Origin of the sequence: Streptomyces sp. NPDC088747 (assembly GCF_044751025.1) — a bacterium.
Classification (GTDB): domain Bacteria; phylum Actinomycetota; class Actinomycetes; order Streptomycetales; family Streptomycetaceae; genus Streptomyces.
The window spans coordinates 321,097-345,550 of sequence record NZ_JBIVKZ010000007.1 but is presented as its reverse complement, the minus strand read 5'-3'; the positions used below and the strand labels follow the sequence as shown (position 1 = coordinate 345,550).

Genomic DNA, 24,454 nt, shown 5'->3' with positions numbered 1-24,454 from the left:
GGCATGTCCATCTCCATCGGAATCCACGATCTGTCGTTCGCGACAGCCGAGTTCGTCCTGCCGCACACGGCGCTCGCCGCCCACAACGGCACCGACATCGGCAAATACCATGTCGGCATCGGCCAGGAGTCGATGAGCGTGCCCGCCGCCGACGAGGACATCGTGACCATGGCCGCCACGGCCGCGGCCCCGGTCATCGCCCGGCACGGCGCCGACCGCATCCGCACCGTCGTCTTCGCCACCGAGTCCTCCATCGACCAGGCCAAGTCCGCCGGCGTCTACGTCCACTCCCTGCTCGGACTGCCCTCCTCCACCCGCGTCGTGGAACTCAAGCAGGCCTGCTACGGGGCCACCGCCGCCCTCCAGTTCGCCATCGGCCTGGTCCACCGCGACCCCGCCCAGCAGGTCCTGGTGATCGCCAGCGACGTCTCCAAGTACGACCTGGACTCCCCCGGCGAGGCCACCCAGGGCGCCGCCGCGGTCGCCCTCCTCGTCTCCGCCGACCCCGCCCTGCTGCGCGTGGAGGACCCCTCCGGCCTGTTCACCGCCGACGTCATGGACTTCTGGCGGCCCAACTACCGCGACAGCGCGCTGGTCGACGGGCAGGAGTCCATCAACGCCTACCTGCAGGCCGTGGAGGGCACCTGGAAGGACTACACCGAGCAGGACGGCCGCACGCTCGGCGAGTTCGCCGCCATCTGCTACCACCAGCCGTTCACGAAGATGGCCTACAAGGCCCACCGCCACCTGCTGAACTACTGCGGCCACGACACCTCCAAGGAGACCGTCGCCGACGCGATCGCCCTGACCACCGCCTACAACACGGTGGTCGGCAACAGCTACACCGCCTCCGTCTACCTCGCCCTGGCCGCCCTCCTGGACCAGGCCGAGGACCTCACCGGCCAGTCGGTGGGCTTCCTCAGCTACGGCTCGGGCAGCGTCGCGGAGTTCTTCTCCGCCGGCGTCGTCGCCGGCTACCGCGAGCACCTGCGGACCAAGGAGAACCTCCAGGCCATCGACCGCCGCGAGGTCCTGGACTACGCCGGCTACCGCGCCCTGCACGAGCGGTCCTTCCCCGCCGACGGCGGCGAACACCCCACCCCCGCCCAGACCACCGGACCCTTCCGGCTGGCCGGCCTCAGCGGCCACAAGCGGATCTACGAAGCCCGCTGACACCCCGCCCAGCCGCTCCCTCTCTTTTCCCCCCGGCAGGCCCCGCCGCGCACCCGCCCCCCACTCGCACCCGCACCCGCACCCGCACCCGTTCCCGTCCGGGCCCCTGTCCGGGCGGGAACGGGTGCGGGCGGGTGCGGGTGCGGGCGGGGACGGACGCGCGGCGGGGAACCTGTCCGCCGCCGTCCCCGCGCCGGCCCCCACACCGCTCTGTTCACCGACCACTTGAAGGGAGGGCACACGCATGATGGACGTCAGCATCATCGGTACGGGTGCCTACGTGCCGGACCGGATCGTCTCCAACGCCGAGGTCGGCGCCCCCGCCGGGGTCGACGACGAATGGATCTGGCGCAAGACCGCGATCCGCGAACGCCGCTGGGCCGAACCCGGCCAGGCCACCTCCGACCTGGCCACCGCCGCCGCACGGGCCGCATTGAAATCGGCCGGCATCACCGCCGAGCAGCTGTCCGTGATCGCGGTCGCCACCTCCACCCCCGACCGGCCCCAGCCGCCCACCGCCGCCTACGTCCAGCGCAACCTCGGCGTGTCGGGCACCGCCGCCTTCGACGTCAACGCGGTCTGCTCGGGCACCGTGTTCGCGCTCTCCGCGGTCGGCAGCGTCATCCTGCGGCGCGGCGGCTACGCGCTGGTCGTCGGCGCGGACATCTACTCACGCATCCTGAACCCCGCCGACCGCAAGACGGTCATCCTCTTCGGGGACGGCGCCGGCGCGATGATCCTCGCCCCCACCACCCGGGGCCCCCTCATCCGCCACGTCGCCCTGCACACCTTCGGGGAACTCGCCGACCTCATCCAGGTCCCCGGCGGCGGCAGCCGCACCCCCCTGGACCGCAACGCCCTGGACGCCGGCGAGCAGTACTTCACGATGGACGGCCGCGAGGTGCGGCGCTTCGTCGTGGAACAGCTCCCCCAGCTCATCAAGGGATTCCTCCACGAGGCCGGCGTCGAGCCCGCCGACATCAGCCACTTCATCCCCCACCAGGCCAACGGCGTCATGCTCGACCAGGTCTTCCCCGAACTGGCCATGCCGCAGGCCACCATGCACCGCACCCTCACCCACTACGGCAACACCGGCGCCGCCTCCATCCCCATCACCCTGGACGCCGCCGCCCGCCGCGGCGCCTTCAGCCCCGGCGAACTGATCCTCCTCGCCGGCTTCGGCGGCGGCATGGCGGCGAACTTCGCCCTCGTCCAGTGGTGACACCACACCCACCACACCCACAGCAGTCACAGCGGTGCGCGGGGGCGCGGTCGGTGTGACCGCGCCCCCGCGCACCGGGCCGCCCACGACCTGCGGACCCCTCGGGTCCCGGGCGCGGGCGGGCCGTCAGCCGGCGCCGGGGGCGCGGTGTCCGCTGTCGTAGGCGGGCCACAGCTCGCGGGACAGCAGGAGCTCCGCCCCCGACAGCGGAAGGTCCGGGCGCAGCCGTTCCGGGTGGGCGGGCGGCGGTCCCGCGGGGCCGGGCGGGAGCAGGCGCAGTCCGCCCGGGGCGTAGCGGGCGAAGGGGCCCGCGGTGCGCGGGGCCGGTGTGCGGGCCTGCAGGGCGTTGAAGCAGGCCGGGTGCCCGGCGTAGGCGGCGCCGGCGGCCACCAGGGACCGCCACAGGTGCCCCGCGCAGTGGCCGGCCGCCCACAGGCCGGCCCGCAGCAGCCGTTTCATGTCCGCCCCCATCGTCGCGTGTCGCCTCACGGCTGTGGTGTCTTCGCGCGCAGTCGCCTCTTGAGGTTTCCAGGGCCGGCTCGCGGCCCGGTGGAGGAACGGCAGGACCCGGCGCCCTGCCGGCGCCCGGTCAGGGCTGGGGGGCCAGGGCGGGCGGGGTGGCGGGCGAGGGCAGGGAGGGCAGGGAGGCCAGGACGGCGCGGTGGATCTCCAGCGTCGCCGGGGAGCGGTTGAGGGTGATGTAGTGCAGGCCGGGGGCGCCCTCGGCCAGCAGGCGGTGGGCCATGGCGGTGGCGTGGGCGACACCGATGCGGTGGCCCTGGGCGGGGTCCTCGCGCGCGGCCTGCAGGCGGTGGGCCAGCTCCTCGGGGAAGGAGGCGCCGCTGAGTTCGGCGAAGCGGCTGATCTGGCGCACGTCGGTGGCCGGCATGATCTCGGGGATGATCGGGGTGTCGCAGCCCGCGGCCGCCGCCCGGTCGCGCAGCCGCAGATAATCCTCGACGTGGAAGAACATCTGGGTGAGGGCGTAGTCGGCGCCCGCGGCGCACTTGGCGGCGAAGTGCCGGATGTCGCTCTCCCAGTCCGGTGAGCGCGGATGGCGTTCGGGAAAGGCCGCCACCCCCACGCTGAACCGGCCCGACTCCTTGACCAGACGCACCAGTTCGTGGGCGTGGGTGAAACCGCCGGGGTGCGGGACCCAGGGCGCGTTGGGGTCGCCGGGCGGGTCACCGCGCAGCACCAGGATGTCGCGGACGCCGGCGTCGGCGTACTGGCCGATGATGCGGCGCAGTTCGGCCGTGGAGTGCCCCACCGCCGTCAGGTGGGCGACCGGGCGCAGGGTCGTCTCGGCCGCGATCCGTTTGGTCACCTCCACCGTGCGGTCCCGGGAGGAGCCGCCGGCGCCGTAGGTGACCGAGACGAAGGACGGTGCCAGCGGCTCGATCCGGCGGATCGAGCTCCACAGCGACCGCGCCCCGGCGTCCGTCCTGGGCGGGAAGAACTCGAAGGAGAACGACGGGCCGGGCCCGTCGAGGATGTCGCGCAGGGTGGTCACGGCCGGCCTCCGGCGGTGAGGGAGAGCGCCGCGGGGCGCAGCTCGGAACGGATGCCGGTGTCCGGCACAGGACGGCGGGCGCCGCGGTGCGGTGCGGGACGGCGGGCGCCGCGGTGCGGGGCGGGAGGGTGGGCGCGGGGCTGTGGCCGGCCGCCCGTCTCCCGCACGGGCGGCCGGCAGTGGCCCCGGGCGGGGCCGGCGGTGGGGCAGGGGGTCATGACGGGCCGCCCAGGACGGGGGCGAGCGGTGCGGCCGTACCGGGGCCGTACGTCTGCTCGACGAGGGCGGACAGCCGGCCCGGGTCGGCCCGGTGGGACTGCGGGCCCACCGCGCCCAGCGCCAGGGAGGCCAGCGCGCAGCCCAGGCGGGCGGCGGGCTCCGCCGGCACCCGGTGGCTGACGGCAGCCAGGAATCCGGCGCGGAAGGCGTCCCCCGCCCCGGTCGGGTCGGCGATCTCGGCGGGCACGGCCGGCACGGTGAGCGGGGGCCGTCCGGCCCGTTCGATACGGACACCGTCCCCGCCCAGCCTGGTGACCCAGGCGCCGACCGAGGCGAGGACCTCCTCGCGGGAGCGGCCGGTGCGCCCGGTGAGCAGCGCGGCCTCATAGGCGTTGGTGAACAGCCAGTGCGCGCCGTCCACCAGATCCTCCACCTGCCCGCGGTCCAGCAGGGCCAGTTGCTGGGAGGGGTCGGCGGCGAAGGGGATGTCCAGGGCGCGGCACTCGGCGGTGTGGCGCAGCATCGCCGAGGGGTCGTCCGGCGAGATAAGGACCAGGCCGAAACGCTCCCTGCCGGTGAGCAGGGCGCGCAGGCCGATGTCGCGGGCCTCGGTCATGGCTCCCGGGTAGAACGAGGCGATCTGGTTGGCGTCCTGGTCGGTGACGCACAGGAAGCGGGCCGTTGGGAGCCGCTCGGAGATCCGCACGCCCGCGGTGTCCACACCGTGGTCCTTGAGCCAGAGCGCGTACTCGGCGAAGTCGGTGCCGGCCGCCCCCACCAGCAGCGGCGACAGGCCCAGACCGCCGAGCCCGAAGGCGATGTTCGCCGCGACCCCGCCGCGGCGCACCTCGAGCCGGTCGACGAGGAAGGAGACCGAGAGGTGGTCGAGCCGGTCGGGCAGCAGCTGGTCGGCGAACCGGCCGGGAAAGACCATCAGATGGTCGGTGGCGATGGATCCTGTCACCGCGATACGCACGGGAACTCTCCTTGAGAGACCGGATGTCCCGATACCGGGAACCGGCGATCGGGTGCCGGGCGACGGCAGTTGCGGCCGGGCGCGGTACCGCCGGGCGCGCGCGGGGCGGGGTCAGATGCCCGCGGCGGCCCTGAGACGGGGATGTCCTTCGGTCACGGACTCGGAGGTGAACAGACGACGGGACATGTCTCTCCAGAGGGTTGCGGCCCACAGCCGGGGACGGCGCCGGCGGCGCGGGTGCCCTCACCCGCGCCCCAGCCACCCTGCCCCACGGCGCACGAGGCCCGCTGGAAGAGCGGCGGAGCGCGGTGGAGACACCCGCTCCCCCCGCACACGGCTCCGCAAGCCGTCGGCTTCCCAGACGTTTGACCAGCTCATCGACCTCAATGACGCCCTACCGGCCCGCCTATGCCCCGCAGAAATGAAATGGCCCACGCCCGCCTTGCCAGGTTCGCACCTAAGGCGACCGGTCCACGCACCGCGACGTAGATCACGATCTCCTCGGACAAGCGCAGGGCCCTACGGTGCGCCCCTCGATCGAACGGGGAGGCAGTCCGGAGCGCGCGGGCACGTCACGCGAGCCGGTTTCCGCGCGTTGCCGGGTGAGCAGTGGCCGGCGAACGTGTCCCGCCGCTTCCCGTCCGGATTGCTTTCCAGCGCACGGTCCACCGATTGCGGCCCTTCCCGTCGAATCCAGGCTCATCAGCGCCATGCAGATGCACTTCAGGGCGGCCCGGCTGCGTACATGCAGGTGTGGACCTGGTGATTGATCGGGCGGGTGGTGTGCCCTCAGATCTTGATGACGGTGACGCTTCCGCTGCAGAGCATGGCGAGGTCCTCGGGGTCGGAGGTGAGAACGGTGACGGGTCCGGGGGCGGCCAGTGCCGTGGCGCTGAGCATGGCGTCGATGGCGTACTTGTGGCCGTGCAGGCCGGCGTCGGCGAGGAGGGAGGCGGCGTGACGGGCGATGGGCTCGGTGACCGGTTCGATGACGAGGCGGGAGAGGGTCCATTCCAGGGCTGGGCGGTTGATCCGTGGGTGGATCACTTCCACGAGGGTGACTGCGGAGGTGATCACCCGCAGGTCGTCGGCGCGGGCCAGGGCGAGCCAGCCGCTGACCGTGCGGTCACGCAGGACAGCCTTGGCCAGCCCTTCACTGTCGAGGACCAGGGTGCCGCCGGGGGTGGCGGGAGAGAAGGTCATGCGACGTTCGCCCCGCCTTGGGCCTGCTGCTCTCGGGCTCGATGAAGCTGGTCACGCAGGGCCTGAACCTCTTCGTCGGTGATGGGGCCGTGTTCGGCTTCCGCGACCTTGACGAGTTCGTTGAGGTTGTCCCGCTCGATCTGGCGTGCGACGGCTGCGGCGACGTACGCGGACAGCCCCGAGGGGCCACTGCGGGCCTTGGCGGCATCGGCGACGTCACGGGGCATAGTGATCGAATACTTACCGGTAGGCTCGCTCATGCTACCAATCCTACCTTCCATCCCCCTCTCCTGTTGCGTCGTGACGGCGGAGATGGCCGCCGCAGCGCCAGCTCGACGAGAGGCCGAATCAAGGCGTGGGCGCACGCCTGACTGGGCGAGCCCGCCGGGCCGGGTGCGGCGCGGTGCCGGCCAGGGGGGCGGGGCGGCGGCGTCCTGGAGGGCGCGGGTTCGCGGGCACGTTCCTGGTCGTCGGCGGACGCGCCGGCCAGGACCGCGCGGGGCCCCCGCCGCGAGGCGCCGGGCGAGGTCGCAGGCGGCGACGCCGGCCCCCTGGGAACCCGCCGAGCAGCAGCGGTGCGCGGTCGATCCCGCCAGGCCGAGACCGGCGGTGACTGCCGCCAGGTGCCATCCGTTTTGCGGCCACAAAGACGACCGCCGCGAAGACCTCACAGTCACCGTGTCGCGGTCGGCCACCACCCGGCGGCCGTTGACCTGCGCTCCAGGGTGACGAGGCATGGCAGTTGTCGCCGAATCGGCGCGTTCCCCGTCACCGGCCACAGCTTCGGGCCAGGGGGCGGCGTTCTGGCTGAAGGGGCGGGGCGGTCGGATTCGAACCGACGTCCTCCGAGATGATGTCGCGGCGTACTACCTCTGCACTACGACCCCGCCTTGCCGGTGATCGTAGCCCTCACCCACAGCGAGGAACAGGCAATAACAGCTGCCGGGGCCACCACCAGCACCCGCCCCTCTCCCTCTCGAACCCGCTCAGGTCAGCGCCTAGCCGGCAGCTTCGAGTCGACGGACTTCGTCCTCTGCTTCATTCACGGCAGCATCGACAACGCTTCGGATCTGTTCCAGCGCCGCGATGGCGCCACCCTGCTGCTCCAAGGGCGCGCCCATTTGGCGATTGATGATGTCGATCGCCTTGAGCTGTACCAGCGCGCCGAGTGTTCCCACGTCCAGTCCTGTCGAGGTGCGGGAACGGAACAGGGCGAATTGCTCGCGCAGAGCGGGCTCTTCCAGACGGATGGTTCCAGCGCCATGAAGAGCAGACAGGACTCCGATGACCTGGGCCTGCAGCGCCGACTGAGCCCGCGTCGGGGTTGAAGGCTCTTCGGAAGGTGCGAATCCCACATGGAGTTCGACCTCCAGAGCCTTGGCCAGTCGCCGAAGGAGGGAAAGGGTCGGCACCGTTCCCCCGCCTTCCAGGCGGGAGATCTGAGGCTGCTTCATTCCAGCGCGCTCGGCAAGCTGCGCCTGGCTCAGCCCCAGTTCGACGCGCCGGTCGTAGACCTGTTGCGCAAGTTCATCTGCAAGGCGGGCATCTTCGTAAAGCTCGTCAGTCTCCTCGCCCTCCTCACCGACACTGCCGCGGGCGTGCCTGACTGTGTTCCATCGGATGTGGCTCATGACTGGCTGCCTCCCTTGATCGTGCGGCTGAATACATGATGATCGTCGGCGGGCGGGTGTCCTGCTGCGCATCGCTGTTGCGTGTCGCGGGCCCGGCTCACCTCGCCGGCTTCGTTCATTCGTGTTTTCCGGAAGACGGTGAGCAGCACGATCCGTTGATCTGAGGCGAACCAGTAGGAGATGCGCATCTCATTGTCACCGATCGCGAACCGTAGCTCGTACAGCCCGCCGCCCAGCGGCTTGCTACGCGGCATGGACATGCTCGGGCCTTCGTCGGCCAGGCGGCCGGCGTAGTAGTCGACACGCGCCAGGTCGGTCTCGGAGAGCCGATCAAGCCACTCCACCACTTCCGGCTCGAGCTCGATGGCCCAGAGATCACCTTCCATAACATGGATGGTATATAACGCTGACGTTATGGGCAATCCTGTCGGGTGGCCGAGGGCGAGATGCCGGAAAGTCCTGCCCGGGAAGGTCCGCAAGTGCGGCCACCGGGCCGGCCGCTTCCACCTGCACACGCCTACCCATACGCCAAGACCCCGTTCCGGCGTTTCCGCTGACGGAACTGCTCCCGCGCTGCCTGACCCCCGTGAGGAATGGGAGTGCGGGGGCGCGGGGCGGTCGCTGTGCGGCGGTCAGGAGACGGGCTCTGGTGGGGCGTCAGGGGGTGATGCGGTGGCGTCCTGGAGGGCGCGGGTGAGTTCGCGGGCGCGTTCCTGGTCGTCGGCGGAGGCGCCGGCCAGGACCGTGCGCGGGGGGCGGTGGCCCTCCCGTGCCAGGCGCCGGGCGAGGTCGCAGGCGAGGGCGCCGGCTCCGGAGAACCCGGCGAGCAGCAGCGGCCCGCCGTCGCTGTTGGCGCGGGCGGTGAGGGCGCGCAGGGCGCGGGCGCCCGTGGCGGTGAGGACCAGCAGTTCCTGGGGGCCCTGGTAGCCGCGGGCGAGCAGGTCGTAGCAGGCCGCGGGTGCGCCCGGCGGCGGCAGGAGGCAGATCGTGCCCGCCTGTTCCTGCCGTCCCGCGCGCAGGGTGAGCAGCGCGTCCCCGTCACCGGGCGCCGCCGCCCGCGCCGCCATGCGCGGTACGGGCCGTCCCTCCAGCAGGCGCAGGACCTGTCCGACGGTGGTGGACCGGCCGGCCCGCAGGGGCAGTTCGCGCAGCAGCAGGGCGCTCTGCACCAGCAGTTCGGCGGCCGCCTCCTCCCCGAGCAGGGCACGGTCGTGCACGGCGGTGAGGGTGAGGCCGCCCGCCGGGTCGTGGTGGGCGAGCAGCGCGATGGGCGGCACGGAACGGGCCGGCAGGGTGCCGGGGAACTCGGCCCCGATCCCGTGCGCGGCGAGTTCGCCCTCCAGCCCCTTCACCGGATGCGGTGCGTCCTCGAAGACGATGACGGTGTCGGCCCGCGGCAACACCTCGGGCACCGGCTGGAGCTGGGGCGAGGGGGGCGGGGGCGGTCCGTTCCCGCCCGCGGCCCGGGACGGAGCGAGGACAGGACCGCAAGCAGCGGCGGGCGCGGATGCGGGGGCGGCGGGGGCGGGGGGTGCGTCGTCGGGGAGCCATTCGTAGGCGGCCATGTCCAGGGCGCGGTCGCGCAGGTCCCGCAGCAGGTCCGGCACGCTCCCCCGCGGGTCGACCCCTACCGACATCGGCAGCGGGTTGCGCAGCGGTCCCGGCATCCGGGCCACCCCGTCCAGCGGGATCCCGCGGCCCGGGACGGTCACCGCGAAACGGACCGGGGCCGCCGCGTCGGCGCCGCAGGCACGGTAGATCAGCATCGCCCAGACGGCCTGGAGCACACTGCTCTCCGCGGTGCCCCAGATGCCCGCCCAGCGCGCGAGCCGAATGGTTTCTTCCGGTTCCAGGCGCAGCCGCGCCCGGCCCACCCCCCGCAGCCCGGCGCCCCCAGCTCCCCCCGCTCCCCCGGTGGCCGCGGGAGTCTCGGCGGGGCGGGCCGGGCTGGACGCCACGTCACCGGCGGGCGCGGCGCCGGTGACCAGCCCGCGGGCGGCCCGCGGGTCCTGGGCCGCGGCCCAGGCGGTGTAGTCACGCAGGTCGGGACGGCGCTCACCGCCGGGCAGGGTGCCGCCGGCGAGATAGGCGCGGTAGAACTCGCGCAGCAGGAGGTGGACGCTCCAGTTGTCGAGCAGGGCCCGGTGGTAGGTGAGGACGATCCGGGTCGGCGCGGCGGCGCCCGGCGGCCCCCGCCGCTCGCTCTCCAGCAGGGTCAGCCGCAGCGCCGCAGGGCAGCGCAGGTCGAAGCCGCGCAGCCGGTCACGTTCCAGGAAGGGCGAGAAGGTGGCGCCGTCGTGGAGGTGGCGGGTGATCTCCGGGGTGACACGGCTGTGCACCATGAGCTGCGGATCGGGGCCGCCGGTGAACGCGGTGCGCAGCACCGCCTCGCAGTCGAAGACCGACTGCCAGGCCGCGGTGAAGCGGCCGGCGTCCAGCGGTCCGTGCCACACCCACACGAGCTGCTCGACATGGTGCCCGGTGCCGGGCTGCGCACCGCCCGCCGTATACAGCGCCCTCTGCTGGGCGGTCGCCCGGAACAGCGCCGGGATCGGCGCGGCACACGCCCCGGCCAGCTCCGCCAGCACCTCGTGCAGCACCCCGCCCAGAGCGGCCACGGAGGCATCCGTGAGCACACCGGCACCAGCACCGGCACTGGCACTGGTACCGGCGTCGTCGGGGGCAGCTGTGGGGACAGCGGCGGGGGTGTGGTGAAGGCCGATGTGCAGGCGGCCGCCGGTGAGGTGGAGGCGGGCCTGCAGGGGGTGGGCGGGCCGGTCCGGTGCGCCGGCGGGCACCGGGCGGGCGGAGGCGGGCAGCGGGCCGCCGGAGCCGGGCAGGACCAGACAGGCCTGGGCGGGCGGCAGTTCACGCAGCGCGCCGCGCAGCAGCGGGTCGGGGCTCCATTCCCGGCAGGCCCCGAACCCCGCGCCGCCCGCCGCCCGGCCGGCTCCGGCGGCCAGCGGGCCCGCCACGGCGGCCAGTTGCCCCAGGGCGTCCAGGGCCGGGTCCAGGGTGAGCTGGACCGGGTGCAGGTCGGTGAGCCGGCCCACGTGACGGCGCAGCCCGGCATGGCCGTCCCGGGGATCGCTGCGCACGTCGAAACCGACCTCCGCGGTCCCCTGCCAGCGGGCCAGCGCCAGCGCGAACACCCCGGTCAGCACCTGAGCGCCCGTCAGCCCGAGCCGCCGGGCCAGATCCTGGGTCACCTGCTCGGTCATCCTCCCGTCCAGAACGAAGCCGGTGTGCCCCGCCGCGCCCAGCCCGGAAACAGGTACGACGGCCTGCCCGGGGGCACGTGCGGGGTCCTGCGGCTCCGCGCCGACGGTGTCAGCGGTGCCGGTGTCGCCTGTGGTGTTGGTGGTGCGGGACCTGTGGTCGGCGACGCGCATCCAGTGGCGGACCTCGGCCGGGTCACGGGCCAGCTCCCGCAGCGCGGTGACCCAGTCGGCCAGGCACTCCCCCTCCCCCGCCCGCCCCGCAGCCGCAGCCGGGGTCGTGGTCGCAGTCGGGGTCGTGGTGGTGGTGAGGGCGGCGGAGAGGTCTTCGAGCAGGATCCGCCAGGACGCGGCGTCGACGGCGAGTTCATGGACGACGACGGCGAGCCGGTCGGCCCGCGCCGTGGCCGGGCCGGGCCTGCGGTCCCGGGCCAGCAGCGCCCGCAACCGGAGACCGGGCCGCGCGCCGAGCGTGGCGCCCACCGCGGCGACGGCCGCGGTGAAATCGGCCTCACCGGTGAACTCCCCCTCCACCAGCAGCTCCCCCCGTCCCTCCCCCGTGGCGGCGGGGCGGGCGGACAGCTGCGGGTGGGCGGCCGTCACGGCGTGCAGCGCCCGGCGCACCGCGCTTGCCTCCGGTGCGGGGGACGGCTGCAGGAACATCGCCTCGTAGCGGTCGCCCCCGGCCCGCGCGAGGACCGCGCACTGGGCGGGGGCGAGCGGCCGGCCGGCGGGCCACTGGGTGAGCAGATCGGCGACGCGTCCCGCCGCATCCGCGGCACAGGCGCCCGGTGCCGCGGTGAAGCGGAGCGTGTGGTGACACGGCCCGTGCCGCACCAGCCGGTGGTGCCCCGGCACGTGGGGCCCCTGAAGGCCGCCGGAGGCCGGCTCGCCGAGGATGTGGTCCAGCGCGGCGGGATCGAGCGGCCCGCGCAGTACGAGCTCCCACGGGGCCTCGTGCGGGAAGGGCCCGGGGTCGATGACGACGGAGACCGCCGCGTGCCGGGAGCAGGGAACAGTCATGCGTGTCCGGGGACAGACGGCCCGCGGGGGCCGGCGCGGTCCCCTCTCCCCTCTTGTCGTAGGCGCTGGATGAACGGCGGTGCCGGCGCCCGCCGTTGTGCGTTGCGGACCCTGACCGGCCTGGAGCGGCGCCCAGGGCCCGTCCGGCACCTTCCGTCGCCGCCGGGAGGGCGGCCTCGCGGCGTCGGGTGCGTGCTCTTGGCGTTGCCGGACGTGGATCCTCGTACGGGAGCCGTGAACGTACGGGGGTCTGCGCCCCGTGTGCCGGGCCGGGAAGCCGTGCGGGTGCCGGGGTGTGCGGAGTGCCGGGGTGGCGCGGGGCGGGCGGGCCGGTCAGGCCCTAGCGGCGGCCGGCGGGGCCTGCCGCGGGTGCGCGGCCGGCGCCGAGGACTCCGCGGGTACGGGTGCGGTGGCGGCGCGGGTCTCGGGCCGGGGGCAGTGGCGGGGGCAGGGGGTCTGCCGGGGCGGTGCCGTACTGCCTCGCTTCCATGACGCCTCCTGGTCGCGGATATCCCTCACGGTCGGGCTTGCCACGCTAGGGGCATAACGCACCCGAAGTCCGTTTTCCCGAGCGGGTGTGCAGCGGTGCCCGAGCGGTGCCCGAGCCCCCACGGCCCGTCCCCCACCCGGGGGAACCCGGCGTACGCCTGCCCGCGCGGGCACGGGGGTGTTCCGTGCGGGCGCACGCGACGGCGCCCTGGTGTGCGGGGCCCCCACCGGCCGGAGGGGGCCCCGCACACCAGGGTCCCGGGGTCAGCCGAGCTGGCCGGGCCGGTAGTCGCCGGCGGGCTGCTGGACGATGACGTTGAGGCGGTTGAAGGCGTTGATGAGGGTGATGGCGCAGACCAGGGTGGCGAGCTGCTCCTCGTCGTAGTGCTTGGCGGCCCGGGCCCAGACCTCGTCGCCGACGCCGCCGGCGGCGTCGGCGATGCGGGTGCCCTGTTCGGCCAGTTCCAGCGCGGCGCGCTCGGCGTCGGTGAAGACCGTCGCCTCGCGCCAGGCCGCGACCAGGTGCAGGCGGACGGCGGACTCCCCGGCGTGCGCGGCGTCCTTGGTGTGCATGTCGGTGCAGAATCCGCAGCCGTTGATCTGGCTGACACGGAGTTTGACCAGTTCCTGGGTCGCGGCCGGCAGTGTCGAGTCGGCGAGCACCTTGCTCGCGGAGACGAGGTGCTTGGCGAACGCGGCCGAGACCGGGCCGGCGAAGAGATTCAAGCGAGCGTCCACGGGTGCACTCCCTGTGATGTTGCTGGGCGGGTACACCCCATGGACGGATCAGCGCCGCGAAGTGTGACACGCCGCCCGGGACCGGCCGCGGACGGCGGGGGCCCCGGATCATCCGGAACCCCCGCCGTATTCCTCTGTCTCCTGTTAGTTCCTTACTGCCTCTGCTGCTGGGCCTCTGTTGCTGCCGCTGTCGCGGGGCCGGTCAGTCCTCGGTGGTGGGGGTGTTGGTGACGAGGTCGCTGAGGTCGAGGTCGAAGAGCCCGCCGGCGCGTCCGCTGAGGCCGGAGATGAGCTTGACGAAGTCGACCTGGGCGTCGTTCTTCTTCTCCGGGTCGTTGATGTCCTGGGCGAGGTTGAAGTAGTAGCCCTTGGTCTTGGAGCGGTCGTAGAAGCCTTCGACGAAGGTGCGGATGTCGTGGAAGAAGTCCTGGTAGGCGGTGGAGTAGCGGTCCAGCGCCTTCTCCTCGATCTCCGGGTTCTTCAGGATCTGGTCGACGACCTTGGACAGGGTGCTTCCGGCGAGGGTGGCCAGCGCGACGCCGGTGGAGAAGAGCGGGTCGACGAAGGCGGCGGCGTCGCCGACCAGGACCCAGCCGTTGCCGTGGAAACGCTCGTTGGTGTAGGACCAGTCGCGGGCGGAGCGGTAACCGGCGGCCTGGGTGGCGTCCTTGAGGATGTCCTGGAGCTTGCCGGTGTGCGCGATCTCGGCCTCGAAGAGGTCCTCGAGGGACTTGTCGCTGCCGCTGGCGACGTCGGAACGGGTGACGTAGCCGACGCTGAAGACACCCTTGTCCAGGGGGATGGCCCAGAACCAGCCGTGCTGGGTGCCCTCGATGAGGATGTTGCTCCACTCGTCGCCGGGCAGGCGGTGGCAGTTGTCGTAGTAGGTCCACACCGCGACGTTGCGCAGCTGGTCGTTCCAGGTGACGTCGGTGAGCTTGCGGCCCAGCACGCGGGCCTGGCCGGAGGCGTCGATGACCAGGGAGGCGCGGGCCTCGCGGGTGCCGTTCAGGCCGCGCAGGGTGTAGCGGATGCCGGTGACGCGGCCGTCGTCGTCGGTGATGGGGTCCTTGACGGTGGCGTCCTCGATGACCAGGGCGCCCAGTTCACGGGCGCGGTCCAGGATGAGGGTGTCCAGGTCGGCGCGGCGGGTGTGGTAGGCGTAGGGGATTTTCCCGCCGGTGGTGAAGGAGAAGTTCCACGGGACCTCGTTGTTGCCCCACACCAGGGTGCCGCCGTATTTGCGCTCGAAGCCCTTGGCTTCCATGCGCTCGGTGAGACCGAGTTCTTCCATGGGGACCATGACGCCGGGGATGAGGGATTCCCCGATGTGGTAGCGGGGGAAGCGTTCGCGCTCCAGGACCAGGACGCGGTGTCCGTACTTGGCGAGGAGTCCCGCGGTGGTCGCGCCGGCGGGTCCGCCGCCGATCACGATGACGTCGAATTCGTCCGTAACCCCGAGCAGAGTGGGCGACATGCGAGACCCTTTCCCAAACAGAGTGAGTGTGGTGGAAGTAGCCGCTCGCTTTTCCGCGTGAAGGCATGGCCTTTTCCGCTTCTGCCATTTCCGCGTGCGCGGAGCGGGTTCACCCCTTCAGACTGCCGCCGGTGGTCAGGCACTGTCATCGCCGAGATTGCTCAATAACTCCCCCGCGGGAAAAGAGGAGACGATCCCGTGGCGGCGCACGGCGCGTGGACGGCTGTCTTCCGTTCCCGGGCCGACGGTGGCCGGATCGCGACGGGTCAGCCGCCTTCGGGGGCACGGTCTCCCCGGTCGTGGGCGGGCCACAGGTCGCGGGCCAGGCGGCGTTCGGCCGCCGACAGCGCAAGGTCCGGGCACAGCCGCTCGGGATGGCCCGGCGGCGGCCCCGCCCACGACAGCGACAGCGGCTGCGGCTGCGGCTGCGCGGGAAGCGGGGGGTGCGGCGGCGGGGGTGTGCGGCGGGTGAGGGGGCCGGTGACGGGCGAGGCCGGGGACACCGACAGCTCGCGGTAGACGGCGGGGCCGGTGTAGATGGACCCGAAGACCACCAGGATCTGCCACAGCGGGCGCAGGCACCACCTGGTCAGCGCCTGCCGGGCACCTCGCAGCAGTCGTCCCATGGCCGGGCCCCCTCGTGTGTCGCAGCGTCGCTCACGGTGTTCCGCCGAGGCTGTCAAGGTCCGCTCGCGGACCGGTCCAGGACACGGCGCGCCCTGGCCGTATGCCCTGCGGCGGGTCAGTCGATGCCGCGGACGACGTGGGGCTCCCAGGTGTCGTCCTCGTCGATCCCGGCGAGCCGGAGCGGGGGGACGAAACGCAGGGCACGGTCCGGTGTCTCCTCGGGCCTGCGGCTGTCGTCTTCTTCGCTGTCGTACATCTGGTCCTCCTGCTCGGTCGGCTCAGCACTGACGGGGGCCGGCCGGGGCGGGCGGAGGCGGGCGTCCGGCACGGTGCCCGGGTCAGCGGCCTCGGGGTGATCCGGGCCACAGTCACCATGCACAACCGCGGCCGAGGCACACTCGAGAAACGATGGGGACCGCGTGGAGACACCAGGAGGCGCCCCCTCCGCTCCCGGCCCCCGGCGTATGCGGCAGACCCCGCCGGACCCGGCGCAGGAGCGCCGGCCACACGACACGGCGCGGCGGCGCGGCGGCGCGGGGTGTGACGGCACGACAGGCACGCCGCGGTGCGGCGGGTGTGACGGCGCGGCAGGTACGGCGTCGCGGGGCTGACGCGTGTTCAGCGGGCAGGCGGCAGGCCGGGACGGGCACGGCCGGGGTGCGTGGCGGGGGTGTGGGGCGGGCGCCCGGTCCTCTGGCGGCGGTGCCGTCCCGTTCACCAGTACGGCAGGGGCGCGCGGCCGGGGCCGGGACGGGCTCTGCCGGCTCTTGTTCTGCCGGCTCGTCCGGCCCCCCGGTACACACGGCGGCGGTCGGTGCGGCGGTGTGGACGACGCCTCGCGCGGCCGTACGGATACGGGTGCGGGCCGGTGCTCGCCGGGGGGGCGGCGGCTGTACGGGGTGGGGTCACAGCATGCGGACGGCGCTTTCGGCGTGCTGTTTGGCGGGGGCGAGCAGGGCCAGGCAGGTGTGGCCCAGTGCTTCGCGGACCTGGCGGCGTACCTGGGCCAGGCCGATGCTGCCGCCCAGCAGGGCGGTGGTGTTCTCCTCGCGCAGCAGCACCGTCTGGCGGGAGGTGACGGTCACTCCGGTCTCGTCGGGGGTGACCGACCATTCGCCGGTGTGGGCGGCGAGCAGCGGGGAGACGGGGCTCTGTTTGTAGATGATGCGGCCCGCGTGCGGGAAGCAGATCCGTACCGATTCGGTGGTGTGCGCGCCGTACTCGGTCAGGGTCTGCATGGTCATGCGCTGGATGCCGGGCAGGTCCTCGGTGAGGTGGACGCCGGTGACGTGTGCCACCAGTTCGGGCCAGTCGCCGGCCCGGTAGAGGAAGTCGTAGACCAGTTCGGCGGGGCCGTTGACGCGGACGGAGTCCTCGAAGGAGAGGACCAGGTCGTCCAGGCGTGTCCAGCGCTCCGCGAAGGCCTTGAGGCCGGCGGCCCGCTGGGCCCAGGCCGTGTCCCCGTGCAGGGCGCCGGCCGTCCCGGCGCCGGTGCCGGGGCCGCAGCACAGTTCGACCTCGCTGCGGTGCGGGCCCCTGCTGTGGATGGTCAGCACGCCGCGCATCGACTCCGCGACGGCGGCGGGCACTTCCTGGCGGAACTCGATCCGGTGCTCCACCGGGTCCAGGTGGCGCCAGGAGGTCCAGGACAGCAGCTGTCCCTCCACCAGGGACCACATCCGCAGCCGTTCCCGTTCGCCGTCGAACTCCAGGCGCTCCACGTGGATGCTCGGGGTGAAGAAGAGCGGCCACTTCACCGCGTCGGCGAGTGCCGCGTAGACCACGCCGGCGGGCGCGGCCACCTGCACCGTCTGTGCCGCCCTGTCGGCACGCTCACCTGACATGTGAACACCTCCCTATGTACGCATTGCCGCGGACCCAGGTCGCGGACGGCGTGGGGCCGGTGCAATGACAGACCCCCGGTCCGCGGGCCCGCGGGCGGGCTCAGCCGACGGGCACGCTCTGGGGGACGAGACGGCCGGTGACGCGGCAGGCCCGGCCCAGGAGCCGGGGCAGTTCACGGCCGTCGCGGACGAAGAAGTGGCGGCCGGGGACGGTCCGCAGCCAGGACGGTCCGCTCGTCCACTGCCGCCAGCCCTCGGCGATCGCGGGCGGGGCCAGCGGGTTGTCCTGGGAGGCGACGACCAGGAGCGGGGTGGTGAGCGCACCGGCCGGTGAGGGGGTGCGGGCCGCTTCGTCCAGGGCCTGGGCGAGTTCGAGGTCGGCGCGGAGCACCGGCAGCATGGCCCGCAGCCAGATTCCCTCGTCGCTGGCGGGCGGCACGGCGGTGCCGGCGCCCAGGTGGTGCAGGAGTTCCTCGTCCGAGGCGCCGCGGACGTCGGGCAGCGGCGTGGGCGCCTGCGGCGGCGGGCAGGCGCCGACGGCCAGCAGGGCGGGGCCGGGCAGGCCCGCCTCGTGCAGGGCGCGGGTCACGGTGAACGCGATCATCGCGCCCAGGCCGTGCCCGTACAGGACGTAGGGGCCGGGCTGGGCGGCGGTGAACAGCGGCAGCAGGTCCGCCAGCAGCGCCCGGTGGGTGGTGGGGCGGGGGGCGGTGCGGCGGGCGGCGCAGCCCGGCAGGAGGACGGGGGCCACCTCCACGCCCTCTCCCGTGCTCGCCGCCCAGTGGTCGAAGACAAAGACGCCCTCACCGGAGTGTGCGAAACAGTGCAGTCGTACTGGCTGTCCGTCCGACATGGCATCCTCCTTGGCCTCCGCCCCTGGTCGCACGGGGCGGGGTTCGAGAATCGCCGGACGGCCTCAAGTACGGCTGGAGAGCGGGCGGAGGACCGGATTCAGGGAGCGGACAGGGAAGGGTTCAGGACGTTCACGACCCCGGTTCGGGCACGGTTCGGGCACGGCCGGGGGTAGTTCGGGCGCGGCCCCGAAGGGGGTGGCGGGGGCGGGAGTTGGGGGGTGCGGGCCCGGATGCGGGCTTGGGGGCGGGCCCGGGTCAGGGCTCGGGTGAGGGCCTGTGGGTGGGGGGCAAGCCTCTGGTGCGGGGTGCCGGGCCCGGAGGGGGTGGGAAGAGTCGGGGCGGGGGTGGAGGTGCGGGCCCGGGGGTGGAGTCGGGACGGGACGGAGGTGCGGGCCCGGTGGCGGTGTCGAGGGCCCGGCGGATGCCGGGCCGGGGTGGGGTCGGGGGCGGGGCGGAGGTGCAGGCCCGGGGGGGGTGAGGGCGGGGGCGGGGGGATGTCGGCCCTGGGGGTGGGGGTGGGGTCGGGGGCGGTTCAGGAGGCGAACCGTTGGGGCAGTAAGGCCGCGTAGCGGTCGAAGGTGGAGCCGCGGCGGGGGCCGGCCATCACGTCCAGGGCCGGGTCGACGGCGAGCATCGCCTGGTGCAGGCCCTGGAGCTGGGGTGAGGGTTCCACGCCCAGTTCCTCTATCAGCCGTCCGCGCAGTCTGCGGTAGACGTCCAGGGCGGAGGCCTGCCGGCCCGACCGGTACAGGGCCACCATCGCCTGCGCGTGCAGGCCCTCGTGCTGGGGGTGACGGGCGATCAGGTCGGTGAGCTCGGCGATGAGTTCGGCGTGCCGGCCCAGCCGCAGGTCCGCGTCGATACGGCGTTCCACGGTCACCACCCGCGACTCCTCCAGCCTCGTGACCTCTATCTCCAGGATCGGGCCGAGCCGTACGTCCACCAGTGCGGGTCCCTGCCACAGGGCCAGGGCCTGCCGCAGGCAGCGGGCGGCCCGTTCGTCCTCGCCCTGTTCGAAGGCCTCCTGGCCCTCGGTGACCAGGCGTTCGTAAGTGTGCACGTCCACCGACTCCGGCGGTATCTGCAGCAGGTAGCCGCCGTGCCGGGTGGCCAGGACGTTCTTCGCCGCGCCCGGGGCGTCGGGTCCCATCGCGGTGCCCAGGCAGCGGCGCAGCTGCATGATGTACGTCTGGAGCGTGGTCATGGCGCTCTGCGGGAGGTCGGTCCCCCAGATCTCCTCCATCAGGGTCGACACCGGCATGATGCGGCTGGGGTACAGCGCGAGCAGCGCGAGAACCTGTCGGGGCTTCCCGGCGGTCGGGACGATCGAGTCCCCGTTCACGGCGGCACACAGCGGACCCAAAACCTGAATCTCCATGGTTTCCTCCGTTTCGTCGTCGGGAACTCCCGATGGCGGAAAGTCGTCGGCGAACTTGCACGCTAGCCGTACCCGCACCGGAGGCATTGGTTCCTTCAGCGGCATTTGAGCAATCCTCAAAGAACGGGCGCACAGGACACGTAATTCGAGAAATGCGGAAGAAATCCCTGGTAACTGGCCGGAAAGACCGCGCGGGGGTGGCGCGGTAATTCTTTTGATCTTTTACGGCGGGCGCGGGACGCGGCGCGGCAGGGCGGGGCGGGGCGGTTCTTGCGCGGGGTGCCCCGGGTCCGGGTGAGGGCCCGGTTCCGGGTGGGGTCCGGTCCCGGGGCGGAGTGGGCGGCGGTGCTGGGGGGGTTGTGTCTGCCGGGGCGGGGGGGTTGTGTCTGCCGGGGCCGGGGCCGGGGCGGGGGCGGGGGGTCAGGTGCCGGTGGGGGCGGTTTTGCGGACGTGCAGGACGCTGCCGTCCAGGGGCAGGGGTGCCCGGTCGACCAGGGTCAGGCCGGCGTCGGCGAAGAGCCGGGCGTAGTGGTCGGCGCGCCGTTCGCGGCCGCCGACGTTGCACATCATGTGCAGGTCCCAGGCGGTGGCCAGGGAGGCGGATCCGTCGGCGGGCAGGACGCGTTCGACGACGAGGAGGTCGGCGGTGTCGGGCATCGCGCGGGCGCAGTGGCGCAGGATCTCGCGGCAGCGGTCGTCGTCCCAGTCGTGCAGGACGCGGGACAGGAGGTAGACGTCGGCGCCGGCGGGCAGGTCGGCGAAGTCGCCGGCCCGGAAGGTGCAGCGTCCGGTGTGGCCGGCGGCGTCCAGGAGGCGGCGGGCGGTCTCCACGGTGTGCGGGCGTTCCAGCAGGAGGCCGTGCAGGCGGGGGTGTGCGGAAAGGATTCGGCCCAGGAGTTCGCCGTTGCCCCCGGCGATGTCGACGACGGTGGCGCCGTCGGCGGCGGCGGTCAGGACGGGGTGGGCGGGCAGCGGGTCGAACATCCGGGCGCCGGCGGCCATCGACTGGTCGAAGAGCTCGGCGAGGCGGGGATCGCGGGCGAAGTGGTCGAAGTGGTTCTCGCCGAAGTGGTGGTCGAAGGCGGTCTGTCCGGTGCGCACGGTGTGCTCCAGGCCGGCGAAGGACTCGTAGAAGGGCCCCCCGTACATCAGCGCCAGCGCGCGCATCGAGCCGTCGGTGTCCGCGCGCAGCAGGCGGCCGGTGTCCGTGAGACGGAAGCCGTCGCGGTCCTCGTGGAGGATGCCGAGCATGGTGAGGTAGCGCAGCAGGGTGGCCAGGTGGGGGGCCGACACGCCGGTGCGGCGGGCCAGTTGCCCGGCGTCGGCGCCGCGCTCCGTGTCCATCGCGTCGGGCACCTCGAGGCGGGTGAACGCGGCCAGGGCCTGGGTGGTCCACGCGCCGGTCAGCAGGCGCAGCAGGCTCTCGGCGGGCCGGCGGCTGCGGTGTTCCTCCAGGTGGGCGGCGAGGACGTCGCGGTGGTCGCCGGGGACGTAGAGCTCCACGCGCCGGTAGCCGGCCTTGGCCTGGGCGGGTGCGGTGAAGTAGAACACCGTGCCGTTCTCGTGCGGGTTGTAGCCGCCGCCGCCCGGGGTGGCGCCGTACCGGGCGAAGGTGGCGCACAGGCCGCGCAGTACCAGCGGGTCCGGTGCGCGGACCTCGAAGGCGACGTGTGCCTCGTGCTGGTGCTCGCGTTCGTGCGCGGCGAGGGTCTCCAGGTCCGAGCCCGCGGGCGCGGTCAGCGCGAACACCTCGACCATGCGCCGGGTGCCGTCGTGGCAGTGGACGGCGGGGCGCACGATGGTGACGTCGAGCTGGGCGGCGGCGCGCCGGTGGCGTGCGGCCAGGCGTTCGCGGACCACCACGCTCGGCCGCGGCGGGGCGTGGGCGGTGAGGCCGCAGGCGGCCAGGGCGGCGTCCAGGGCGGCCGCGTCGGGCGGGAAGAGGAGCAGCGCGGCGTGGGAGAAGTCGCAGCGCTCGGCCAGGGTCCGCAGTTCCGGGCCGTCGAGGCCGGGCAGCAGGAGCGGGAGCAGGGTGGCGGTGTCCTGTTCCTTGACGAAGTCGACCGTCGCGCGCAGGCGGGACGTATCGCCCGACAATGCCGTGATCATTGCGGGGGATCCTCATTCCGGGGTTCGGCTGTGTGCCGGGGGATGACGTACGCGGGTGGGGGTGGGGGTGGGGCGTGTGGGGGTGCGGGGGTACGCGGCGCGGGGGTACGCGGGCGGGGAGTTCGGGGGCGCGGGGGCTGCGTGGGGGGGGGTGGCTGCGTGGGGCGGGGTGGGCTGTGGGGGTCAGATGCCGACGTAGTGCTCGGCGAACCAGTCCTGGTGGCTGCGGGAGGTGCGCAGTGAGGTGAGGCGGGAGCGGCGCAGGGAGTTGTTGAAGCGCGACTCGCCGTCCGTGCCCGCCGGGCCGTGCAGCAGGGCGGTCATCCAGTGGGAGAACTCCTGCGCGCGCCAGATGTGCGTGAGGCCGCGCGCGGAGTAGGCGTTCAGGCCGCCGGGGTCGCCGGCGGTGAGGTCGTCGATGAGGGCGCGGGCCAGGAGGTCCGCCTCCAGGACGGCGAGGTTGGCGCCCTTGGCGGCGGAGGGGCTGATGAGGCCGGCGGCATCGCCGGCCAGGAACAGCGTGCCGTGGCGCAGGGGTTCCAGGACGTCGGACTCCAGGGCGACGACGGTGCGCTGCACCAGGGGCCCGCGGTGCAGGGGGCCGTACTCGCGTGCCCGCATCCGCAGGTCCAGTTCGTCCCAGATCCGCTCCGGGGACCAGGCGTGGGCGGGCATGCCGCGTTCGCACTGGAGGTAGTAGCGGGTGATGTCGCTGGTGCGGGCCATGTGCCCGGCGAACCCGTGTGCGTGGACCGCGTATCCGACGGCGTCCAGGCTGGGCGGCGCCTGGGCGAGCAGGCCCAGCCAGGTCACGCCGTGGTCGCGGTGGTGGCGGACCGTGCCGGGGGGCAGGGAACGCCGGGCGGCGCCGTGCCGGCCGTCGCAGCCGGCCACGTACCGCGCCCGCCACAGGCCACACCGCCCGTCGGCCTCGCGCACCTCCACCTCGGGCCGTGGGGTGTCGGCGTGGCGCACGGCCACCGCCTCGGTGGCGAAACGGATCTGCCCGCCGCGTTCCTCGAACCGCGCCAGCAGGTCGGCCACCAGATCCTGCTGGGGATAGACGGTGTGCCGCTCCCCGAGGCCCAGGCCGCTGTAGTCGAGCCGGAAACGGCCCTCCTCGCTGCGGAACTCGCACGTGCTGTGGGGCCGGCCGTGCCGGTCCAGCCCCTCGGCGAGACCGTGCCGTCGCAGGACGCGCACGGTGTGCGCGTTCAGGAACCCGGCCCGGGCCCGCGCCCGCACGTCCCCGCGCCCGGCCCGCTCCAGGACGACACAGTCGATGCCCCCGTCGAGCAGGATGTTGGCGAGCACGAGCCCGGCCGGCCCGGCCCCCAGGACGACCACACCGCTCACCTGGCCGGCCGACGGCCGCAGGCTCTTCCCGTCTGTCACGGGACCAGATACTAAAGAGCCCTAAATCAGCGCTCGCACCTAAATCACCTGAATGCGCGGGGCGGACGGGAGTTCGACGGCACGGCACGGCAGGGCCCGGCATGGCACGGCACGGCAGGGCCCGACAGGGCAGCGCACGGCAGGGCGCACCTGACCGGGCCTTCCCGTTCCGTGCGTCAGCGCCCGGCGCCGCCCTCGCCCCCTCGGCGGCCGTCGCCGCGCGTCACCGACGGCCGCCGGCCGAGGGCCACCCTCCGGTCGTCGTCCGCTGCCGTCGCAGGTCGGAGGTCGGAGGCCGGCCGTCCGCAGCGGCGGTGAGCAGCGGGCGGGCGGCCGGCTGGAGGGTGGCGGGCTGGAGGGTGGTGTCGCGGTGTCAGGTGCGCGGGGGCGTACGAGGTGGAGGGCGCGCGGGTCTCGTACGGGATGCGCCCGGGGCCCGTACGAGGTTCCGCGCCCGTGGGTCTCCTGCGGCACGCGCCACGGTCTGCGGCCGGTGCGCGCGGGGCCCCTCCCTCTCCCCCGCTCTCGATGCAGCGGGGGAGGACGGGCAGCGGGTGCGGGAGCAGGCGTCTCTAGTGTGCGCGGGTGCCCTTCCCCCTCCCCCGCTCTCGATGCAGCGGGGGCGGCGGGCAGCGGCGGAACGGGTGCTGGAGCAGGTGTCTCTAGTGTGCGGGGGGTGTGCGGGGGGAGCGGGCAGGGGCGGGGACGGCGGCGGGCGGGCGGGAGCCGGCGGACACCAGGGTGCCCGTGTCGCGGCGGCCGGTCAGGCGGGGCAGCAGCAGTTCCCAGAAGCGGGTGACGTTCTGCCGCGAGAGCCAGGTGGCGTCCTTGACGCCGAGCACCGCCAGGCCCACGGTCGCCGCGACGATGACGCGGGCGGCGTCCGCCCAGGGCACCTGGTCGGCGAGTTCACCGCTGTGCCCGGCCCGGCGCAGGCTGTCCTCGATCCAGCGCTGCCACTCCTTGCGCAGCGGCGACTTCGTGCGGCGGGCGATGTCGCCGGCGAGTTCGAACCCGCCGCGCACCACGATGTCCTTGGCCAGGGTGCCCATCAGGTCGTGCGTGGCGTCCACCACCGCCTGCAGGGAATCACCGTGCCGGGCCCGCGCCGCCTCGGTGAGCCGGCGCACCGTCTCGGCGGCCTCCGTCTCGATCGCCTCGGCGAGCATGGCCTTGCTGGCGAAGTGGAAATGCAGCGCCCCGTTGCTGACACCGGCCCTCTTGCTGATCGCGCCCAGCGACGCGGGGACGAAACCCACCTCGGCGAACACCTCGGCCGCGGCCTGGATCAGCGCACGCCGCGTGCGGGCGGCTCGCTCCTGTTTGACCATGTGCTGCCTCCTGGACAACGGGACGCCGAACACC

19 protein-coding genes and 1 pseudogene are annotated in these 24,454 nt (G+C 73.6%); 2 read left to right on the top strand and 18 right to left on the bottom strand.

Translation table 11 applies throughout. The annotated features are described in order from the left end of the window. Positions 1–3 precede the first annotated feature (3 nt). Entirely contained in the window at positions 4–1,173 is a 1,170-nt protein-coding gene (locus tag ACIP79_RS19535; RefSeq protein WP_401224822.1) for a hydroxymethylglutaryl-CoA synthase, read from the top strand. Between the two features lie 244 nt (positions 1,174–1,417). Beyond that, positions 1,418–2,395: a 3-oxoacyl-ACP synthase III family protein gene (locus ACIP79_RS19530; RefSeq protein WP_401224821.1), complete on the top strand. Its 978-nt coding sequence runs from the start codon at positions 1,418–1,420 to the stop codon at positions 2,393–2,395. 126 nt (positions 2,396–2,521) lie between these two features. On the opposite strand, the gene ACIP79_RS19525 is transcribed toward ACIP79_RS19530, so the two are convergent. The 18 genes and pseudogenes from ACIP79_RS19525 to ACIP79_RS19440 all read right to left on the bottom strand — a co-directional run bounded on the left by ACIP79_RS19525 (position 2,522) and on the right by ACIP79_RS19440 (position 24,420). Continuing rightward, positions 2,522–2,854, bottom strand: a complete 333-nt coding sequence (locus tag ACIP79_RS19525; RefSeq protein ID WP_401224819.1) for a DUF6059 family protein — start codon at positions 2,852–2,854, stop codon at positions 2,522–2,524. A gap of 130 nt (positions 2,855–2,984) precedes the next feature. Beyond that, complete coding sequence (metF, locus tag ACIP79_RS19520; protein ID WP_401224817.1) at positions 2,985–3,908, bottom strand: methylenetetrahydrofolate reductase [NAD(P)H]; 924 nt, start codon at positions 3,906–3,908, stop codon at positions 2,985–2,987. Positions 3,909–4,122: 214 nt separating this feature from the next. Further along, on the bottom strand, positions 4,123–5,103 hold the full coding sequence (locus ACIP79_RS19515) for a carbohydrate kinase family protein (RefSeq protein ID WP_401224816.1): 981 nt from the start codon (positions 5,101–5,103) through the stop codon (positions 4,123–4,125). A 789-nt stretch (positions 5,104–5,892) separates the two neighbouring features. Next, complete coding sequence (locus tag ACIP79_RS19510; RefSeq protein ID WP_401224814.1) at positions 5,893–6,306, bottom strand: type II toxin-antitoxin system VapC family toxin; 414 nt, start codon at positions 6,304–6,306, stop codon at positions 5,893–5,895. Further along, the gene (locus ACIP79_RS19505; RefSeq protein ID WP_401224811.1) at positions 6,303–6,566 is read right to left on the bottom strand and encodes a CopG family transcriptional regulator; all 264 of its coding nucleotides are present in this window, start codon (positions 6,564–6,566) and stop codon (positions 6,303–6,305) included. Before ACIP79_RS19505 ends, ACIP79_RS19510 begins: the two co-directional genes overlap by 4 nt. A gap of 1,056 nt (positions 6,567–7,622) precedes the next feature. Further along, positions 7,623–7,937: pseudogene (locus ACIP79_RS19500) on the bottom strand (helix-turn-helix domain-containing protein); the annotation flags it as partial. Continuing rightward, entirely contained in the window at positions 7,934–8,323 is a 390-nt protein-coding gene (locus tag ACIP79_RS19495; RefSeq protein ID WP_401224809.1) for a type II toxin-antitoxin system RelE/ParE family toxin, read from the bottom strand. The gene ACIP79_RS19495 and the pseudogene ACIP79_RS19500, both read right to left, overlap by 4 nt. Positions 8,324–8,569: 246 nt before the next feature. Beyond that, entirely contained in the window at positions 8,570–12,178 is a 3,609-nt protein-coding gene (locus ACIP79_RS19490) for a condensation domain-containing protein (RefSeq protein ID WP_401224807.1), read from the bottom strand. 753 nt (positions 12,179–12,931) lie between these two features. After that, positions 12,932–13,405: a carboxymuconolactone decarboxylase family protein gene (locus tag ACIP79_RS19485; protein WP_401224805.1), complete on the bottom strand. Its 474-nt coding sequence runs from the start codon at positions 13,403–13,405 to the stop codon at positions 12,932–12,934. A 202-nt stretch (positions 13,406–13,607) separates the two neighbouring features. Further along, positions 13,608–14,882 carry an NAD(P)/FAD-dependent oxidoreductase gene (locus ACIP79_RS19480; protein WP_401224803.1) on the bottom strand — a complete coding sequence of 425 codons (1,275 nt, stop codon included), beginning with the start codon at positions 14,880–14,882 and terminating at the stop codon, positions 13,608–13,610. A 266-nt stretch (positions 14,883–15,148) separates the two neighbouring features. Further along, the gene (locus ACIP79_RS19475) at positions 15,149–15,508 is read right to left on the bottom strand and encodes a DUF6059 family protein (RefSeq protein ID WP_401224801.1); all 360 of its coding nucleotides are present in this window, start codon (positions 15,506–15,508) and stop codon (positions 15,149–15,151) included. 116 nt (positions 15,509–15,624) lie between these two features. After that, complete coding sequence (locus ACIP79_RS19470) at positions 15,625–15,765, bottom strand: hypothetical protein (protein ID WP_383687264.1); 141 nt, start codon at positions 15,763–15,765, stop codon at positions 15,625–15,627. 649 nt (positions 15,766–16,414) lie between these two features. After that, positions 16,415–17,353 carry an aromatase/cyclase gene (locus ACIP79_RS19465; RefSeq protein ID WP_401224798.1) on the bottom strand — a complete coding sequence of 313 codons (939 nt, stop codon included), beginning with the start codon at positions 17,351–17,353 and terminating at the stop codon, positions 16,415–16,417. A 100-nt stretch (positions 17,354–17,453) separates the two neighbouring features. Beyond that, complete coding sequence (locus ACIP79_RS19460) at positions 17,454–18,206, bottom strand: thioesterase II family protein (protein ID WP_401224795.1); 753 nt, start codon at positions 18,204–18,206, stop codon at positions 17,454–17,456. Between the two features lie 533 nt (positions 18,207–18,739). Then, positions 18,740–19,585 carry a BTAD domain-containing putative transcriptional regulator gene (locus tag ACIP79_RS19455; RefSeq protein ID WP_383687259.1) on the bottom strand — a complete coding sequence of 282 codons (846 nt, stop codon included), beginning with the start codon at positions 19,583–19,585 and terminating at the stop codon, positions 18,740–18,742. A gap of 420 nt (positions 19,586–20,005) precedes the next feature. After that, positions 20,006–21,694, bottom strand: coding sequence for a methyltransferase (locus tag ACIP79_RS19450; RefSeq protein WP_401224793.1), 1,689 nt, complete (start codon positions 21,692–21,694; stop codon positions 20,006–20,008). A 183-nt stretch (positions 21,695–21,877) separates the two neighbouring features. Continuing rightward, a complete protein-coding gene (locus tag ACIP79_RS19445) occupies positions 21,878–23,041 on the bottom strand; it encodes a 4-hydroxybenzoate 3-monooxygenase (protein WP_401225003.1) in 1,164 nt (387 codons plus the stop codon). A 710-nt stretch (positions 23,042–23,751) separates the two neighbouring features. Continuing rightward, positions 23,752–24,420, bottom strand: coding sequence for a ScbR family autoregulator-binding transcription factor (locus ACIP79_RS19440; RefSeq protein WP_401224791.1), 669 nt, complete (start codon positions 24,418–24,420; stop codon positions 23,752–23,754). Positions 24,421–24,454 lie beyond the last annotated feature (34 nt).

What these genes read in the sequence shown, in the direction of transcription:
- ACIP79_RS19535 (WP_401224822.1), top strand. Translation starts at nt 4, where the DNA reads ATGTCCATCTCCATCGGAATCCACGATCTGTCGTTCGCGACAGCCGAG.
- ACIP79_RS19530 (WP_401224821.1), top strand. Translation starts at nt 1,418, where the DNA reads ATGATGGACGTCAGCATCATCGGTACGGGTGCCTACGTGCCGGACCGG.
- ACIP79_RS19525 (WP_401224819.1), bottom strand. Translation starts at nt 2,854, where the DNA reads ATGAAACGGCTGCTGCGGGCCGGCCTGTGGGCGGCCGGCCACTGCGCG.
- ACIP79_RS19510 (WP_401224814.1), bottom strand. Translation starts at nt 6,306, where the DNA reads ATGACCTTCTCTCCCGCCACCCCCGGCGGCACCCTGGTCCTCGACAGT.
- ACIP79_RS19505 (WP_401224811.1), bottom strand. Translation starts at nt 6,566, where the DNA reads ATGAGCGAGCCTACCGGTAAGTATTCGATCACTATGCCCCGTGACGTC.
- ACIP79_RS19495 (WP_401224809.1), bottom strand. Translation starts at nt 8,323, where the DNA reads ATGGAAGGTGATCTCTGGGCCATCGAGCTCGAGCCGGAAGTGGTGGAG.
- ACIP79_RS19490 (WP_401224807.1), bottom strand. Translation starts at nt 12,178, where the DNA reads ATGACTGTTCCCTGCTCCCGGCACGCGGCGGTCTCCGTCGTCATCGAC.
- ACIP79_RS19480 (WP_401224803.1), bottom strand. Translation starts at nt 14,882, where the DNA reads ATGTCGCCCACTCTGCTCGGGGTTACGGACGAATTCGACGTCATCGTG.
- ACIP79_RS19475 (WP_401224801.1), bottom strand. Translation starts at nt 15,508, where the DNA reads ATGGGACGACTGCTGCGAGGTGCCCGGCAGGCGCTGACCAGGTGGTGC.
- ACIP79_RS19470 (WP_383687264.1), bottom strand. Translation starts at nt 15,765, where the DNA reads ATGTACGACAGCGAAGAAGACGACAGCCGCAGGCCCGAGGAGACACCG.
- ACIP79_RS19465 (WP_401224798.1), bottom strand. Translation starts at nt 17,353, where the DNA reads ATGTCAGGTGAGCGTGCCGACAGGGCGGCACAGACGGTGCAGGTGGCC.
- ACIP79_RS19460 (WP_401224795.1), bottom strand. Translation starts at nt 18,206, where the DNA reads ATGTCGGACGGACAGCCAGTACGACTGCACTGTTTCGCACACTCCGGT.
- ACIP79_RS19455 (WP_383687259.1), bottom strand. Translation starts at nt 19,585, where the DNA reads ATGGAGATTCAGGTTTTGGGTCCGCTGTGTGCCGCCGTGAACGGGGAC.
- ACIP79_RS19450 (WP_401224793.1), bottom strand. Translation starts at nt 21,694, where the DNA reads ATGATCACGGCATTGTCGGGCGATACGTCCCGCCTGCGCGCGACGGTC.
- ACIP79_RS19440 (WP_401224791.1), bottom strand. Translation starts at nt 24,420, where the DNA reads ATGGTCAAACAGGAGCGAGCCGCCCGCACGCGGCGTGCGCTGATCCAG.